Annotated in this window: 13 protein-coding genes; 2 read left to right on the top strand and 11 right to left on the bottom strand. The window is 50.9% G+C overall.

Annotated features, from left to right (window positions below; all coding sequences use genetic code 11):
* Positions 1-2: 2 nt before the first annotated feature.
* Together efeB and WA407_RS16250 are read left to right on the top strand one after the other, a co-directional pair.
* Positions 3-1,367, top strand: coding sequence for an iron uptake transporter deferrochelatase/peroxidase subunit (gene efeB, locus WA407_RS16255; protein ID WP_336077788.1), 1,365 nt, complete (start codon positions 3-5; stop codon positions 1,365-1,367).
* 24 nt (positions 1,368-1,391) lie between these two features.
* Positions 1,392-3,215 carry an FTR1 family iron permease gene (locus WA407_RS16250; protein WP_336077787.1) on the top strand — a complete coding sequence of 608 codons (1,824 nt, stop codon included), beginning with the start codon at positions 1,392-1,394 and terminating at the stop codon, positions 3,213-3,215.
* Positions 3,216-3,312: 97 nt separating this feature from the next.
* Here WA407_RS16250 and WA407_RS16245 read toward each other — a convergent pair whose 3' ends face one another.
* From WA407_RS16245 to WA407_RS16195, 11 genes are all read right to left on the bottom strand, one after another.
* Positions 3,313-4,761 (bottom strand): type III PLP-dependent enzyme, encoded by a 1,449-nt coding sequence (locus WA407_RS16245; RefSeq protein ID WP_336077831.1) that lies wholly within the window; start codon positions 4,759-4,761, stop codon positions 3,313-3,315.
* Between the two features lie 83 nt (positions 4,762-4,844).
* The gene (locus tag WA407_RS16240) at positions 4,845-5,933 is read right to left on the bottom strand and encodes a Gfo/Idh/MocA family protein (protein ID WP_336077786.1); all 1,089 of its coding nucleotides are present in this window, start codon (positions 5,931-5,933) and stop codon (positions 4,845-4,847) included.
* Positions 5,930-7,090, bottom strand: coding sequence for a UDP-glucuronosyltransferase (locus WA407_RS16235; protein WP_235308499.1), 1,161 nt, complete (start codon positions 7,088-7,090; stop codon positions 5,930-5,932). The genes WA407_RS16240 and WA407_RS16235 overlap by 4 nt, the downstream gene beginning before the upstream one ends.
* A gap of 17 nt (positions 7,091-7,107) precedes the next feature.
* Entirely contained in the window at positions 7,108-8,646 is a 1,539-nt protein-coding gene (locus WA407_RS16230; RefSeq protein WP_336077785.1) for a hypothetical protein, read from the bottom strand.
* Positions 8,647-8,695: 49 nt separating this feature from the next.
* Positions 8,696-9,508: an ABC transporter permease gene (locus tag WA407_RS16225; protein ID WP_235308495.1), complete on the bottom strand. Its 813-nt coding sequence runs from the start codon at positions 9,506-9,508 to the stop codon at positions 8,696-8,698.
* Between the two features lies 1 nt (position 9,509).
* Positions 9,510-10,334: an ABC transporter permease gene (locus WA407_RS16220; protein ID WP_237166303.1), complete on the bottom strand. Its 825-nt coding sequence runs from the start codon at positions 10,332-10,334 to the stop codon at positions 9,510-9,512.
* On the bottom strand, positions 10,306-11,298 hold the full coding sequence (locus tag WA407_RS16215; protein ID WP_336077784.1) for an ABC transporter ATP-binding protein: 993 nt from the start codon (positions 11,296-11,298) through the stop codon (positions 10,306-10,308). Before WA407_RS16215 ends, WA407_RS16220 begins: the two co-directional genes overlap by 29 nt.
* 62 nt (positions 11,299-11,360) lie before the next feature.
* Entirely contained in the window at positions 11,361-12,446 is a 1,086-nt protein-coding gene (locus WA407_RS16210) for a hypothetical protein (RefSeq protein ID WP_254326768.1), read from the bottom strand.
* Positions 12,447-12,483: 37 nt separating this feature from the next.
* Positions 12,484-12,729: an acyl carrier protein gene (locus WA407_RS16205; RefSeq protein ID WP_023990061.1), complete on the bottom strand. Its 246-nt coding sequence runs from the start codon at positions 12,727-12,729 to the stop codon at positions 12,484-12,486.
* Positions 12,730-12,746: 17 nt separating this feature from the next.
* Positions 12,747-14,123: a peptide ligase PGM1-related protein gene (locus tag WA407_RS16200; RefSeq protein ID WP_336077783.1), complete on the bottom strand. Its 1,377-nt coding sequence runs from the start codon at positions 14,121-14,123 to the stop codon at positions 12,747-12,749.
* 55 nt (positions 14,124-14,178) lie between these two features.
* Entirely contained in the window at positions 14,179-15,372 is a 1,194-nt protein-coding gene (locus WA407_RS16195; RefSeq protein WP_061828875.1) for a radical SAM/SPASM domain-containing protein, read from the bottom strand.
* Positions 15,373-15,375: the final 3 nt, after the last annotated feature.

Below are 15,375 nucleotides of genomic sequence, written 5' to 3'. Positions count from 1 at the left end.
ATATGAAAGGCTTTAAGCGGCAAAAAGGGCAAGAAAAGCCGCAGTATGCGGAATCCCATAATGAACAGGCCGATCTGGTAAAAAAGGATGCGAAGCTAGTGGAAGATGAGCTGTCAGGAAAAAGCAAATCCGTATCACGCCGAGACCTATTGAAGCTGGCTGGGGTAGGTGGACTAGGCCTCCTGCTTGGCGGCGGGGGCGTGGGAGCCGTGCTGTCAGCCGGTCAACGTCTCGAAAGCATGATGACGGATGCGGATACCAAAGATGTAATCCCTTTTTACGGTAAGCATCAGGCAGGTATTGTGACTCCGGCGCAGGATTTCATCTGCTTCGCCGCTTTCGATCTAACAACCAGCGACAAGGAACAGGTACGTATTCTCTTCAAAGCCTGGACGGAAGCAAGCGCTACAATGACCTCTGGCGTGCTGCTTGGCAACGATAATGAAAACCTCAACCTCCCTCCTTCCGATACGGGCGAGGCGGCAGGATTGTCGCCATCCCGCACGACGATCACCTTCGGTGTAGGCCCATCCTTTTTTGATGGACGATACGGCCTGGCAGGGCTTAAACCTGCCGGGTTCCGTGAGCTGCCCCGTTTTCAAGGGGATGCCCTGGAGGAGCAATGGTGCGGCGGCGACATCGGAGTGCAGGTATGTGCCAATGACTTGCAGGTAGCTTTCCATGCCCTGCGCAATTTGGCACGTATCGCCAGAGGAACGGCGGTGCTTCGCTGGACGCAGGAAGGCTTCCAGCGGACAGCACAGGCCGATCCTGCGGGAAGCACACCACGCAATTTGCTGGGCTTCAAGGACGGTACAGGGAACCCCGACACCTCCAAGGCAGACGAAATGAATCGGCTGGTGTGGACACAGACCAGTGACGGACCAGCATGGATGGGCAACGGCAGCTATATGGCTGTTCGCCGTGTACGCATGCGGGTAGAGGTGTGGGATCGTTCAACATTGGGCGACCAGGAGGATACTTTTGGACGTCATCGCAGCAGCGGTGCCCCACTCGGTAAGGTCAAGGAGTTCGACAAGCTTGATCTGGCGGCCAAAAATCCGGAAGGCAAGCCGGTTACACCTCCCACCTCTCATGTGGCTTTGGCTCATGGGGACGGAACCATTAATATTTTGCGGAGGTCTTATTCGTATTCAAGCGGATTGGACAAGCAAACAGGACAGCTGGATGCTGGGCTGCTGTTCATCAGCTACCAGCGTGATCTGTTCAAGCAGTTCGTTCATATTCAGGAGAAGCTTGCACGCAATGACAAGCTGAACGAATACATTGTACACAAAGGCAGTGCGGTGTTCGCCTGCTTCCCAGGTGTATCGCAAGGCGGTTACATCGGGGATACGTTATTTTAGCAGCAGGCTAGGAAGGGGATTAATATGAATCGGCGCAATAAAAGCTTGGGATGGGTGTTTGTGCTGGTGGCAGCTCTGCTGCTGACCGTAACTCCGTTCATTTCCGGCTCCGGGTCGGTCGCTTTTGCACAAACAGATGCGAAAGCTGTCACCAATGATCAGCTAATGCCTGTAGTGGGCGGAGCACTGGTGGAGGCGGGACAATCCCAATGGACGGAAGCCTCCAAGGATCTGAAAGAATTCCGCACGCTGTGGGAGACCGCCAAAGCAAATGGCGGAGATTCAGCTCACATCGCGGCTGTAGATCAAGCACTCACCGATGCGGAACAAACACTCGCCAGTGGTGGCGGGGAACCAGCGAAAGCTGCCTTATCCGTGCTGGCGCGCTCGGTCAATGAGTACGTCACTGCTGCCGAGGGGGACAAACCAGCCCCGGCTGGAGCCAAAGCAGCGGAAAAACTGCTTCCCATGGCGAAGGGCAGTCTGGCCGCCATGCAAAAAGGCGATTGGGCTGCTGCCCGGGTGGATTACGATCGAATCGTCAAAGACTGGTATCAGGTAGAAACACCGATTCGTTTGGACAATTTCCCGGTATACAGTTCGCTCGAAACTAAAATCAGTCTCATCCGCATCTCCATGCAAGCTGAGCCTATTCGCCAAGAACAGGCTCTCAAGGAAATGCAGGAATTAACGACTCTGCTGTCTGATTATAGTCAGGGTAAATCTATGAACACAGGTCAAGGAACGAATGCAGGCAATACGGCTGCCGGAACGGCGAATGGTTCGGCTGCTTCCCTAGGCGATGCAGTCACCTTGCTCGAATCCGCACGCCAAGATGCTGTAGCTAATCAATCAGAGCAAGCGGCTGACAAGGTAGTACAGTTTATCGCTCTGTGGCCTTCTGTCGAAGGACATGTACAAATTGCCGATCCGACGTCTTACACTGCAATTGAAAATGAAATGACCGAGACTTCAGGATATCTGCTGTCTTCTCCACCGAATACGGACAAAGCCATTCAGACTCTTGATCAGATGCTGGACAGACTCCGTCCGTTGACGGAAGAACGTTCTTACACTGCGTGGGATGCTGCGCTGATTTTGCTGCGTGAGGGCCTGGAGGCCATTCTCGTGCTCGCAGCTCTGCTGGCGTATGCCAAAAAAAGCGGCGAAGCCGTGGCTGGACGGTGGATATGGGCAGGAGCCGGAACGGGGCTGGTGCTGAGCGGAATTCTGGCAGTACTGTTCACCACACTGGTGGCAGCTGCCGCATCAGGCAGCATGCGTGAGTTGCTGGAGGGTGTCACCGGGCTGGTGGCGGTCGTGCTGATGCTGACCGTTGGTAGCTGGCTGCATAGCAAATCTAATGCTGCCGCGTGGAACCGCTTTGTGGAAAACAGCGTGGGCAACGCGCTGGCACGGGGAAGTCTGTGGTCGCTATTTGCGGTTTCTGCGCTCGCAATTCTGCGTGAAGGAGCCGAGACAGCTATCTTTTATGTCGGTATGGCTCCAGCCATCGAAACCTCGCAATTGCTGCTCGGCATTAGCTCGGCGACGGTTGTTCTAGTCATTCTGGCGTTTGCGATCATTAAGTTCAGTGTACGATTGCCGATTCGTGCCTTTTTCCTGACTGCGACTGTACTGATTTACTATCTCGTATTCCGATTTCTGGGCGAAAGTATTCATTCGCTTCAGGTGGCTGGCAAGCTTCCGGGGCACACTGCCTCCTCGCTTCCGTCCATTAGCTGGCTGGGAATGTATCCAACTTGGGAAACCTTTGTCCCACAAATCGCTGTACTGATCTTTATGGTATGGCAGCTTGTGCGTCAAGAAATGCACAGCTCCAAGTAACAATGAAGTCGATACTACCCTACTCATCATGTAAAAAACGCCAAATCACAGGTCCGATTTGTATCGGTTCCCATGAGTTTGGCGTTTTTTTACATACTTACAACGCATCCTCAGGCAACGGAATCATGCGCTGATGATGCAGCAGGTCTGTGCGGTCACCGTGTTCACGAATGACATGCACCTCCCCACGAAAATCGAGCAGCTCCGCCGGGGTAGCATGTCCCAGAAATTGTAGTGGACTATAGCTTAATCCATAGGCACCTGCATTCGGAAAGGCAATATAATCGCCCTCGTGAATCGGAGGAAGCTGCGCTTTTTTCACAATACAATCCTCGGGTGTACAAAGCGGACCAACAATACTTACCGTTTCAAGCTCCAAGGATGCTTCCTCCGGAGGCCCCCCTATTCGGCTTGCGACCTCTTCTAATGATTGTTCGACAGTAACAGCCGTTTGAGCAGAAGCATCTCTCTGCCCCATCCGTAGGGTTGCTTCCACTTCTCGTTCTTTGGGTTCTTTGGGTTCTTTGGGTTCTTTGGGTTCTTTGGGTTCTTTTGATTCTCCCGCTTGCCTACGCATAATTCGCACTGGGTAGTTGTCTCTAATACGGCGTCCTCGAAAAGTAGCTGCGGCGTAGTGATTCATGCCACCATCAGCCACGACAAACTTCTCCCCCTTGGATTCCTTTGTATACAATGCTCGGCAGACATACATGCCCGATTGAGCAACCAGATACCTGCCGCTTTCGATGATTAGCTTAACCCCGGGCATGCGGGTTCGGGTCTGCTCCGCGAGTGCGTTCAGTCCGTCAATGACGTGATCCATATCAAGCGGTTGCTCATGAGCAAAATAAGGTACACCAAACCCGCCGCCCAAATTGACCGTATGCATTGCCACACCATACTGAGCCTGTACCCGTTCTGCCAGCTGCAGCGTATTCGCAAATGAAGCTAAAATCTGATCCGATTTCAACATTTGCGTACCTGTATATACCTGAATACCTTGAAAATGGACGTGTGGGCAATCTTCCAGCACCTTAAAAAAGTGATCCAGCTGCCCTTCATCCACTCCAAAGGGGCGCGGAACACCGCCCATTTTAATCGTTGCTCCAGATAGGTCGTTATCGGGATTGATACGAACCGCTGCTCTGACAAGCTGGCCCGCTTGGGCAGCAATGTCCTCCAACAGACGCAGCTCCCTCACCGATTCGACATGAATACAGCCGATTCCATAGGCTATCGCCTCGTTCAGCTCAGCTACTGTTTTTCCCGGTCCGGCGTACAGCACGTCTTCCGCAACATACCCGGCCTCCATAGCGACGAACATTTCTCCAGCAGAAGCAATCTCAACACCACAACCTAACGAACGCAGCAATCCAGCCAAGGCTACGTTACCATTAGCCTTGAGTGCATAATGTACACGCACGGCCGGGTGCAATCGGGATAGCAACGAGCTGACGTGGGCATGTAGCGCGTCTCCGTCATAATAGTAAAATGGCGTCGGATGCTCGCCGAAACGCTCCAGTAAGGCTTCGTCCTTTTTATCCATCACCTGAGTTCTCCTCCTCTCTATGCCTTGATACTCAGTATTTTGCATCATTCGCTTCCCTCCGCTCGAATACACAATCATACTCATACTGCATAAGTCGTCTCGCCCGAGCGTGCTGCTTCATGAATGGCTGCCAGCAGTCTGACGCGTTCAGCCGCCTCGCGAAATGGAATGGGCTCCGCTTCTCCCCGGATGATGCTACAAAAGGTATTCAACTGATTGACATAATAGTTCATAGGCTCGAAAACCGTTTTGGTATGCGAAGATGTCTGTGATAACCCAGGCAGTGCGTCCACATCTGTTATATTCGGCATGATATCCTTCTTTATTTCCGTCCTGAGTGTTATTTTATAAAAACCTAAATTGGCCCGAAAGCAGTCCTTCAAGGTGACTACTGCCGAATCAAAGGTCAGTACATGAGCACAGCGATAAGGGCGCTCAAATGAAAAGAGGGCAGATGCCTCCAATCCACTCGGATAACGGGCTTGCGCACGAAATGTCCAGTCACAGCCATGAGGACCATCGAAATCCGATTGACTGTGGAATTCCGCCTGCTCTAATCCAACGACGGCTTGAAGCAGCTGGAGCCAGTACACGCCCAGATCCCAAAAGCATCCCCCACCCTGCTCTGGACGAGATCTGTAATTGTCCGCATGTCCTTCTTTTGCCGGAATGCATAGACTCGTCTCTATGGAGCGTAAGCGACCATAACGCCCCGATTCTACGATCCTCCGTAGTTCATGCTGCCAAGGATGGTGCTGCACCATGACTCCCTCCAGCAGGTAAGCCCTACTCTGTTCGACTGTTGCTGCCAAGGGAGCCAGATCAGCCGTATTCAGGCATAACGGTTTTTCCACCAGCACATGCTTATGAGCCCGTAATGCTTTGTCAATCCACTCAGCATGTAAGTCGTTGCTGAGCGCAATATATACAGCATCGATCTCCGGGTCCTTTAGCATATCCTCAGCATGCCGATAAATGACACTGACGCCAAAACGATCTGCCATTTCTCCTGCCTTGGCAACCGTGCGGTTCGCAAGCGCGGTCACGCGTGCCCCTGCAACATGTCGGATCGGTTCCAGCAACGCACGGGGAGCAATGGCAGAACAGCCAATGATCCCAAAGCGAATATCTCGCATCGCAGGCTCTTGCGCAGCCGCGGCAGCGTTCATAATCCCTGCTCCATTCCTGGGGAGCTTACTGGCAATTGGATACTATTCACATAGGACTCTATATAACGCGGCGTCCGACTACGCAGCTCTACGATCCTGCGATGCATATCCTCCAGGATCTGAGCACTGCCGTCATAGGTTTGTATCCACGTATCGTATCGCATACCAAGTCCCAGCCGTTCCCATAGATCTGCATTATGCTTTTCATGCACACCAAATGGCTCCAGCATAATGAGTGGAGTGGCCGTAGCGAACGAGTCGGTTAGGCTACCACCACCTGGCTTGCTGACAATGGCCTGGACACGACATGCTTGGTCCAGCATGCTATGGTAATCCGGTCCAACCTGATACACTGTCTTCTCGCCTCTTTTTACCTCTCCGAAAGGTGGAAATGTATGCTCTCCGGCTTCATTACGCTGCCATGTCCTCCACTGCGGGTCCATCTGAAAATAGCGTATACTTTCCCGCTGTTCATCCGGTTGATCCTGATCATACAACAGCAGATCCAGCTCCCAGCCCGCTTCTTCCAACCGTCCAACCTTGTCACGATATGTGCCCATCCCCCAACCGCCGCCATGTACGAATAAGCGGGATTGCCGTGCTTCAAACGGTACATACTCCACAGCTGGCACATCAATATAGTGGCTGACTCTATTGTTATCATTTTCAAAAAAGGTCATTTCTCCACAGCCCTCCGCAAAACGCGGGTTATGCTTGGCTAGATTTTTCCAGGAAGGAGAAGGTGTCGAATCCATGTACACGATGTCCACATGCACCGACTCCGGTTCTCTGCGCTTACGATACTCCTCCAGTACATACATCCAATGACCGGATAAGCATATAAAATACCGCCGATCCTCCTCCATCCATTGGTTCAGCAGCACTTCCATCGCAGCGAGATCCAGTGAATTACGCATATCCTGCGGAACCTTTTGTGACATTAAGGCCACCGCAAAATTGTCATGGTAAGCTTTGCGGCTTTTGTCGACCTTGAGACGAGCCGATTCTGGCAGCACATTTTCAAATACATGAATCGCCGTATCCACGCCCAGCCTGCGAAGACCCGCTTGCAACAACAAGCCAGGGGTATAAAAGCCCAATCCGAAACCGGAACACAAAATCGTTACCTTCATAAGCTTATCCGTACTCTTACGCATGCTCATACGCCTCCCGTTTAATTCAGCACTGTAAGATGATGTTCTGCCAAAAAGCGCTCCAGCTTTGTAGTCAACCGCATTTTATCCTCATCGCTCGCAGCAACCAGCTCTAAATAAAGACGCCCCTTGCCTCGTGCCCGTTCGCTTCCAGCAGTTTCTTTGTTACCATTCAAGTCCGGCTTACCCACGCCGTTCCCTTCTGATCCGCCATCACCAGCACCAGCACTAATCCCGCTCACACGAACCTGCTTGGCAGATGATCTGCCTCCGCGTCCGTTTGCATTTCTGCTTGGCGTGCTTGTATGGCCCACAATCTTGTTCTCGCCATCTCGTCCACCGGTGTTCACATATAATGTATTGGCACCCAGAGGCATGATACCTTCTTCCCGTTCACCTGTGAACAGCAATCCTTCACCTTTCAGCCCTTCCAGCAGTTCTTCATAGGATAGACTGCCATCATGGGACAGTGAATAATTCGTCAGCGTGCCACGCATATTTTTCCCGGCCAGAAAGGTGTCGAGCTGATGCTTGATCAAACTCATCGACTTTCTGGCATTAATTTCGATAATAGGCTCCAGCTTCCCACCACGAAGTGTCATGGAATCAATGCATACATCGCCGTAATAACCATCCTGATACAATTGCCGTCCCACATCCTGCATTAAACTAAAATAGCCCTCGCGCTCCAGCCGCTCTAAAAAAGCCCCGTCCGGCGACAAGGATTCCCGATAAGAGAATTGAGTATTTGCTAGCCATTGTACAGATAGGATATCGACACTTCCATCATCACCAATCGTAAATTGGCATGAAAAATCCCGCTCTTTCTCCTGAAAAGGCTCCAAAAGGAAAAGCACCTGTTTGCCTTTGCGCTCCTGTCCACGCAAATACGATACGATCCGGTCCAGCATTTGTGTCGAGGTAATGTGCAGGTTTCCTTTGCCCGATACGCCAAAATCATCCTTGATTAAAAAGCTTCCATCCCGCAGCAGCTTACGCCCCGCCTCAGCGACATCTGCAAACGAAGTCACGATATAGCCCGGGTTGCGCAGACCGAGACTGCGTTTCAGATCAGAGGAATACGTTTTGGCATTTACCTTGCGAATCGTTTCCAGCGGTGGCTGATGCAGTGTTATACCCCAAGCACGTGCAGCCTCCTCCACATGCGGTAAACCCGCAAACGGGCTAAGTACACAGCCTTCCAGTTGAGGAAACCCCTCTCCAGCATCGGCCTTACGACTGCCCAGCAGTTCGAATACTGAAGCGGACGATACGTTGCCTGCACGCTCCATGCCGTCGGTCAAATCTCGTTCGTTGACAGCCGGATGAAAGCCCAACTGCGCGATATACTGACGATGTACAGGCGAAATAGCATAACGGGTCAATAACGCATCTCCTGGCTGGCAAAAGCTGAACAGCAGTTCATCCATGGCTGCTACAATCGCAGAAGAAGCCCGGTCAGGCAGGGCTGGCAGGGAAGCTAACTGGGCATCCCGCCAGTAAGCCTCCGCTTCGAACGTTCCCATATACAAATGACGCTGATTCGGTATCGCATTCATATGATTCGCTTCCTTTCCTGCTTCATTATTGGCCCACTACACGGTAGCGCTACTGGCTCGCGCTCGTATAATCACGTAGAGCAAACTGCCATATCAGGCGGATGATCGCCAGCAGCCAGAGAGGTGCGAGAAATGCCCATACCACCAACCCGGTATCCATTTTGCCGAGAATGAACATGGGCGGAAAATTACAAATGACAAACACTGGAAGCACGAACAAACCGATACGCTGAATCAGATTACTGTACACGGCCATCGGCACATAGTTTGTCTCGAAAATGCTGTTGGACAGCTCCGTAACGCCGTTCGTGCGGATAATCCAGAAGGCTAGCAGTTGGGGGAGCAAAAATACGGAGTATGCCGTAAGCACTCCGCATCCGAGCAGCACAGAGAACCCTCCTGCGGTTTCAAAATTAAATGGCAATCCGAGCCGATACCAGCCGATGCCTGTCATAATTCCGCCGCCAATTACATTCGGCACGGTATAGCCCAGCTCAAATTGACGCAGTGTCACCATAAATTGCAGCGATACGGGTTTGGTCATGAGCACATCCAGTGAGCCGGTACGAATTTTGTCAGGCAGGCTTGTAAAATTACTGTAGAACAATCCACTATAAAATCCGCTCATCATCGTAAACACGCCGATATATAACAACATGGCGTCAGGAGACCAGCCGTTAATGTCCGTCCCGGCGCGGTATGGAACCGATGCGTACAGCAGCTTGATAAGCAAATAAGCCGTTTCAACCAGAAATGCCGTTATAAAATTAATGCGGTATTCCATCTGCGACATGACGGAAAACTGGACAAACTTCCAGTACAGTCTGATGTAGCGTCTAACGTTTCGGAAAACATTTTTCATGTTAACCTCCCACCGAGACAAAGCGTTTGACCCCGGCTTGCCACACCCAGCGTGATACGGCCGCCAGTACTACAATCCAGAGCCATTGCACGCCAATGCCTTTAGCGGCTTCCAGCAAAGTCAGCTTGCCCGTTAACGCATTCACCGGAAAAAATACGGTGTAGCTGAACGGCAGCAGACTGAACAGACGGGCCAAAACATCTCCAAAAATCGTCAGCGGAAACACGGTACCGCTAGCTACGTAAATGACAAGCGACAGTGTATAAAATAGCCCCGCCGATTCCGTCACCCAAAAGGCTATGCCGCTCAGCGCATAATAGACCACAAAATTAAGCACAAGCGCTCCCGGCAACGCCAATATGTAAAGCAAGATGTACGATAGCCCGAAGCTGATTTGTCCTTCCAAGCTAAGACATAACAGCAAAATAGCAGCCGCCAGCAGCACGACCGCGGACTGTATGACTTTGCCTCCGATAAACCGGCAAAAACGGTAAGCGAAATAATGCACAGGCTGTACCATGAATTTTGCCAGTCCACCTTCCTTGATATCTGTAGCAATTTCGTATTCAAAGCCCGTAGCAATCAGTTTTCCAGTTACTCCCGCCATGACCACATACACCAGCATTTCTGGCAGAGAATAGCCCAACACTCTTGCTTGTCCCGAAGAACCGAATACAGCTAGCCAGAGAAAAATTTGCGTCATGATCGGCAGCATAAATCCCGCCATTTGGAGCCAATAATTAGCCCGATACTCCATTTCGTTTTGCATGCCAAGCTGGAGTACCTTCACATATTTGTTATTTCGCATCGGCCAGCCTGCCCCCATCGTACAAATTGGCTATCCCCTCTTCCAGCGGGACGTCCTCAATCGTAAAATCAACGACAGGCAGTGCGTCCAAAATCTTTTTGGACCAAGCCAAGGTATCTTCTGCATCCAGTTCAAATACCGCCTCCAGCTCCGAATTGGAGCGAAGTTTGCCGAGGCTCGCCAATGTTAGGTTGGATACAGGGGACTCCAGTCGAACCTTAAGTAATTTACGGGCACCGATGACCTCATTCACCTTGTGTAAGTCTCCGTCATAGACCAATCTGCCCCCGCTGATAATGATGGATCTACTGCACAAATCCTCAATATCCTTCATGTAGTGGCTTGTCAGCAGGATGGTCGTCCGGTGCGTTCGGTTATAGGCTTTGAAAAACTCTCGAATCCGCCGCTGAGAAACAAGGTCCAGTCCGATGGTCGGCTCATCCAGCAAAATGACCCGTGGACGATGCAGCAGCGCGGCGATCAGTTCCATTTTCATACGCTCGCCAAGAGACAACCGCCGAACCTGCACATGGAGCTGCTCCTCCACCCCAAGCAGAGTGACCAGTTCATCCAGCGCCTCTTTATAACGGTTGTCATCGATTTCATAGATAAGCTTGTTCAGTTCAAATGACTCGCTTGCAGGCAAATCCCACCAGAGCTGGTTTTTCTGTCCCATTACAATGGAAAACTGACGTTTAAACTCTTTTTGTCGTTTCCACGGCGTAAAGCCGAGTACCGATGCCTCCCCGTCCGTGGGATGGAGAATGCCAGACAGCATTTTGAGTGTCGTTGTTTTGCCCGCTCCATTTGGACCGAGGAATCCGACAATTTCGCCTTCCTCAATGCTAAAGCTGACATTTTGTACAGCCTCTTTGGTCAGCTGCTCACGCCTGAACAAGTTTTGTAACGATTTGCGCACGCCCGGCTCCTTTTTGTAGTACGTAAATGTTTTCGACAATTGGTTTAATGTAATGGACGGCAATCAATTCCCCTCCTCTTTCCTCTGTGCAGGACACCTGTGTCTGATACGGCCGAATGCTTGGTCTACTCGGCTGCTTGCTCTGCTAAAATCATCAGTTCCTCCAGCATATGCCGCTGTCTTTCAATTAAATGCAAAGCTCGTTCCGTAATCTCAGGCATCCGATGCTTACGCAGTTGAAGCCCTGTTTTGTAAATATGCAGATTAAGCTTGTGCCAATCCGCGTACAGCCCCTGTGCCAATTCAATTACATGCTGTGTTTGTGGCCCCAGCGTAGCTTGATGCAGCAGGCAATAATCAGCTGTATAATCCGTCAAATGAAGGGCACTGCCCAATCGCAGATTGTAATAGATTTCATGACAGTACGTCCGAAAATCCTGATCCTCCATGTCTGCCAACAGACGGAAGTCACCGACAAATGCCCGGTACCCCTCATCTCCCCGCTTGACCTGCTTGCCTGTTACAGCTTTCCCCGTTTGACTTTCCGACTCATTAGACGTAGGTACGCCTCTCCAGATGGCTTCGTGTCCAGTCAAATACTGTCGAATATGATGAGCACACGCAGCATGCATCTCACTTGGCGAAAGCGGGGCAGGCTGCTCCACCAGCCATGCATACTCAATAATACCCTGCATCAGATCGTCGAGCCGGGCTGAGCCCACATAAGTCATGGCATGTCCCGAGGAATCGAGCAGAAAGCTATCATTCACCTGTGCTGTCCGTTCTTGCAAGTCCAACCCGCACAACTCAATCACGTGGCCCCTTGGGTAATTTTTCACATATACATCGTGATAGGTTAAAGCAGTGCTCGACGTATGCAGCATGGTACCGTAGCCCGATGTGAGTACCCGCAACAGGTCGGTTTCATCGCTGACACCTGCGACCCACGGTTCCACCCGAATAACAGGTCCGCCACTGGCTGCCATTTCTTGAAGCTGCTCTGGATATTTCTCAGGTCCGAAGCGCTTCAAATCTCCACCATACTCTGCGCACATACTCCCACACAGCATGAATAGCTCGGATTCGGCCATGTTCACCCCGTACCTCCGCAATGAGGTACGCAGGGAAGAATATACACAATGTTTCCCTGGAAGAGCGTTTGCCACTTCTTCTGCACCATAGTCCACAACGGAATCATGACGAGTCTCCATATCGGATCCCTGCATCAACCTTGTCTTTTCGGCGCCCTTATGCATATTTGCCCAGCAGACGCTCAATGCCTTGCAGTGTAGATAGATGCTCCAGCACTAGATCGTCGTCCTCCATCGTAATATCAAGCTCATTTTCCAACTCTACAATTAATTCCACAGCCGATAAGGAATTCAGCCCCAAGGTTCGCAGATCCTGATCCGGAGTCAACTGTTCCAGTTCTCCCGGAGCCAGCTTCAAAATCTTTTCCAGCAAGGGTACTACATGGTATACATCTGTTTTCATTTTTGATTCCCTCCAATTTATGAGCATCCTAATCCAGCAATGATACCTTCCAATTTGTGCGCATACGCATCAGCTTCCTGCCAGCTGTCTGCCAAAATAAGTGTGAAAATCCGGTTCACATAGCCCCGCTTCACAGGGATACCAGACAATGTACCCGCCGTATACACAAACACCCCTTCTGGACGTTCGGGCGTATAGAGCAAGCCCTCCTCCGCGAGCAACCCGCACAAGCGGCTGTAAGTGAGAGGTGTAGCGGTAACGTTGCGGTAATAACGGGATAATGTTTTATGCTGTTCTCCCAGAACGGATGACAGGAATGAAATATAGGTAGATAACGTAAACCTACCGTTAATCTCAATAACTGGAACCAGCAAACCTTCTTCGTCAACAAAACCGTCAATAGAGGCCATTCCTGTGTACCCAATGGAATAGAGATACGTACCCAGCTGATAGGCGCAACGTCTCACTTCTTCCTCCAGCGCATCACCAATCTCAGCCGGCACTTGAGATCCGATATATACGGTGCCATCCACGTTTTGTCTTTTTAGCGAAAACATCGTCACACCACCGCCCTCGTCAATGCAGAGCTGGTAGTTCAGATCCATCTGCTTATTGTGCCAGCGCTCCACCAGCCAGCCGCCGGAAGATGGCGACGAGCCGCCAAAGCGCCTCATCACACTCAGCAGCGTGTCCAGCTTGGACAGCTCGTCCAGCATATACATGCCTTGTCCCGAGGCACCGTGCGGCTGCTTGATAATCAGCTTCACAGGTCCATCCGATAAGTCAGCCAGTCTGGCACACTCCCTGCGGATCGCCGATTCGTCTGCACATACAGCGCCTTCGCTGACAGCAAAACCAAGCTTTTGCGCGGTCAGGCGGCTGAATATTTTATCATTCACCTGAGCACTGACCGCGGATGGAGCGCCGATCAGCTCCAGCCCGCAAAGCTCCGCGATCGCTTCCTCCTGCGGTGTGACCGCATAGGGGACGAGCCACGCTTTGGCTCCGCTGCTGCTGTGGCCTGCATCTGCAACCGTACACAGTCGTGCCAAAAGCGCCTCATCCGCCAGCACCAGCTCTGAAATCGGCGTTAGCGGATCAGAAGGATCCGGCACCTCAATACGCGGCAGGCTAAAGCCCAACCGTTGAAGCATGTCCAGAAACGCCTCATCCGGCTGTTCCCGAAGTACAATGACATCCTGACTTCGACATAGCAGGAGATTCATTTCCTCCATCCGGTTTACGACTTGCTGTTCATCCCGGTCTACCATGCCCCCCTTGCGGGGGGATGGATGCCACACTTGCTCTGCGCCGATATTAAACAGCCAAATCAGGACTCCATGGTCTCGTTCATGCGCAAGCGCTTCCACAAGGTTAATCGTTTTAGTCGTCACGTCTTGTCATCATCCCTCTCTCTTCCATCCAGTAACAAACAACATCCATAGAAAACTAAATGTACTTCAGAGAGCCTGCCCCATGCAGATACAATACGCTGCATTTGGAGCACACCGGAGTCAATCCTTCATGATTAATCTTTTGACGAGTTTTCTCATACGCATCCGAGTTCCATATCTCCTTCAGACTATGCTCACGCATGCTTCCAATCGTGAATTCACTGAAAAATTTGCAAGGCATGACCTTCCCGTCTGGTAAAATATCTGTTCTGGAGGTGAGCGCCAAACAATGATTGGAACAACGGCTGACCATTTCCTCGCCATGGATAAATTTATCAATTTCCTCATAATCCAAACCAGGCTGATAGCGCACGCGAATGTTCCATACTCGCTCATTGATCCGCTGTAGTTCCTGCATCAGAGGATCGATGTTATCCGGGTTGATTTTATATTTGAAAGCATGCCAGCTACTAATATTTTTTTCTTCAAGTTGTCGGAGCCAGGAGAAATTACGTGTAAAATATTCATCCATTTTGAGGGAGGTTTCTTTGGAAATGTACCAGGGGAACGTCAGCAGCACCAGATCCAGCCTTTTGTCCTCCAGCATTTGCAGAAATTCGTACATCCGTCCGATCATGTTATCGTTAATGACCGCATGGACAGTTACCCGTCCCTTGTACAATCCCTGGTCGCGCAGTTCAATCAGCTTATCCATCTGCCGCATTGTTTTTTGAAAAGTGCCTTTACCGCGGATTAAATCGTGTTCTCTTTCAAAACCTTCAATCGCTATTAATAACTCCAGATTTTCGGACAAATCCAAAATCCGGTCCAAATATTTATCAATAAGTAACCCATTTGTACAAAAGGTCATTTCGCGCCGATCTTCCGCCAGCACGTCCAAAATTTCATCAAAACGTCGATGAAACATCGGTTCGCCGCCCCACATGTACAGTCTGGACTTGGCTTCCTTGGTTTCGCTCAAAATTTGCCGGAGCATGTCCGGAGCAAGATCCATGTTTTGTTCTTCTTTATCCATTTGGTGATGGTAGCCTTCCTCGTTCCATTCAAAGCAGTGTGTACATCTCAGGTTGCAGCGGTTAGTCAGCTTAATGCCGATCGTCTGGGGCATGTCCGTTTTGAAAGTAGGGTCCTGTGTGGCGTTACGGTAAGATACAGAAGCGTTTTTCAGGTTACGCTTGATGAGCTTGAACGCTTTCTCATCAATCAGCACATTGCTTTTGGGCTGCATGCT

This window comes from Paenibacillus sp. 203, from assembly GCF_037027525.1.
Classification (GTDB): domain Bacteria; phylum Bacillota; class Bacilli; order Paenibacillales; family Paenibacillaceae; genus Paenibacillus; species Paenibacillus polymyxa_B.
Note: the sequence above shows the minus strand (reverse complement) of the source record. Positions and strands in the feature narration are given on the sequence as shown.

What these genes read in the sequence shown, in the direction of transcription:
- WA407_RS16250 (WP_336077787.1), top strand. Translation starts at nt 1,392, where the DNA reads ATGAATCGGCGCAATAAAAGCTTGGGATGGGTGTTTGTGCTGGTGGCA.
- WA407_RS16205 (WP_023990061.1), bottom strand. Translation starts at nt 12,729, where the DNA reads ATGAAAACAGATGTATACCATGTAGTACCCTTGCTGGAAAAGATTTTG.
- WA407_RS16225 (WP_235308495.1), bottom strand. Translation starts at nt 9,508, where the DNA reads ATGAAAAATGTTTTCCGAAACGTTAGACGCTACATCAGACTGTACTGG.
- WA407_RS16230 (WP_336077785.1), bottom strand. Translation starts at nt 8,646, where the DNA reads ATGAATGCGATACCGAATCAGCGTCATTTGTATATGGGAACGTTCGAA.
- WA407_RS16210 (WP_254326768.1), bottom strand. Translation starts at nt 12,446, where the DNA reads ATGGAGACTCGTCATGATTCCGTTGTGGACTATGGTGCAGAAGAAGTG.
- WA407_RS16240 (WP_336077786.1), bottom strand. Translation starts at nt 5,933, where the DNA reads ATGAACGCTGCCGCGGCTGCGCAAGAGCCTGCGATGCGAGATATTCGC.
- WA407_RS16195 (WP_061828875.1), bottom strand. Translation starts at nt 15,372, where the DNA reads ATGCAGCCCAAAAGCAATGTGCTGATTGATGAGAAAGCGTTCAAGCTC.
- WA407_RS16245 (WP_336077831.1), bottom strand. Translation starts at nt 4,761, where the DNA reads ATGGATAAAAAGGACGAAGCCTTACTGGAGCGTTTCGGCGAGCATCCG.
- WA407_RS16220 (WP_237166303.1), bottom strand. Translation starts at nt 10,334, where the DNA reads ATGGGGGCAGGCTGGCCGATGCGAAATAACAAATATGTGAAGGTACTC.
- WA407_RS16235 (WP_235308499.1), bottom strand. Translation starts at nt 7,090, where the DNA reads ATGCGTAAGAGTACGGATAAGCTTATGAAGGTAACGATTTTGTGTTCC.
- efeB (WP_336077788.1), top strand. Translation starts at nt 3, where the DNA reads ATGAAAGGCTTTAAGCGGCAAAAAGGGCAAGAAAAGCCGCAGTATGCG.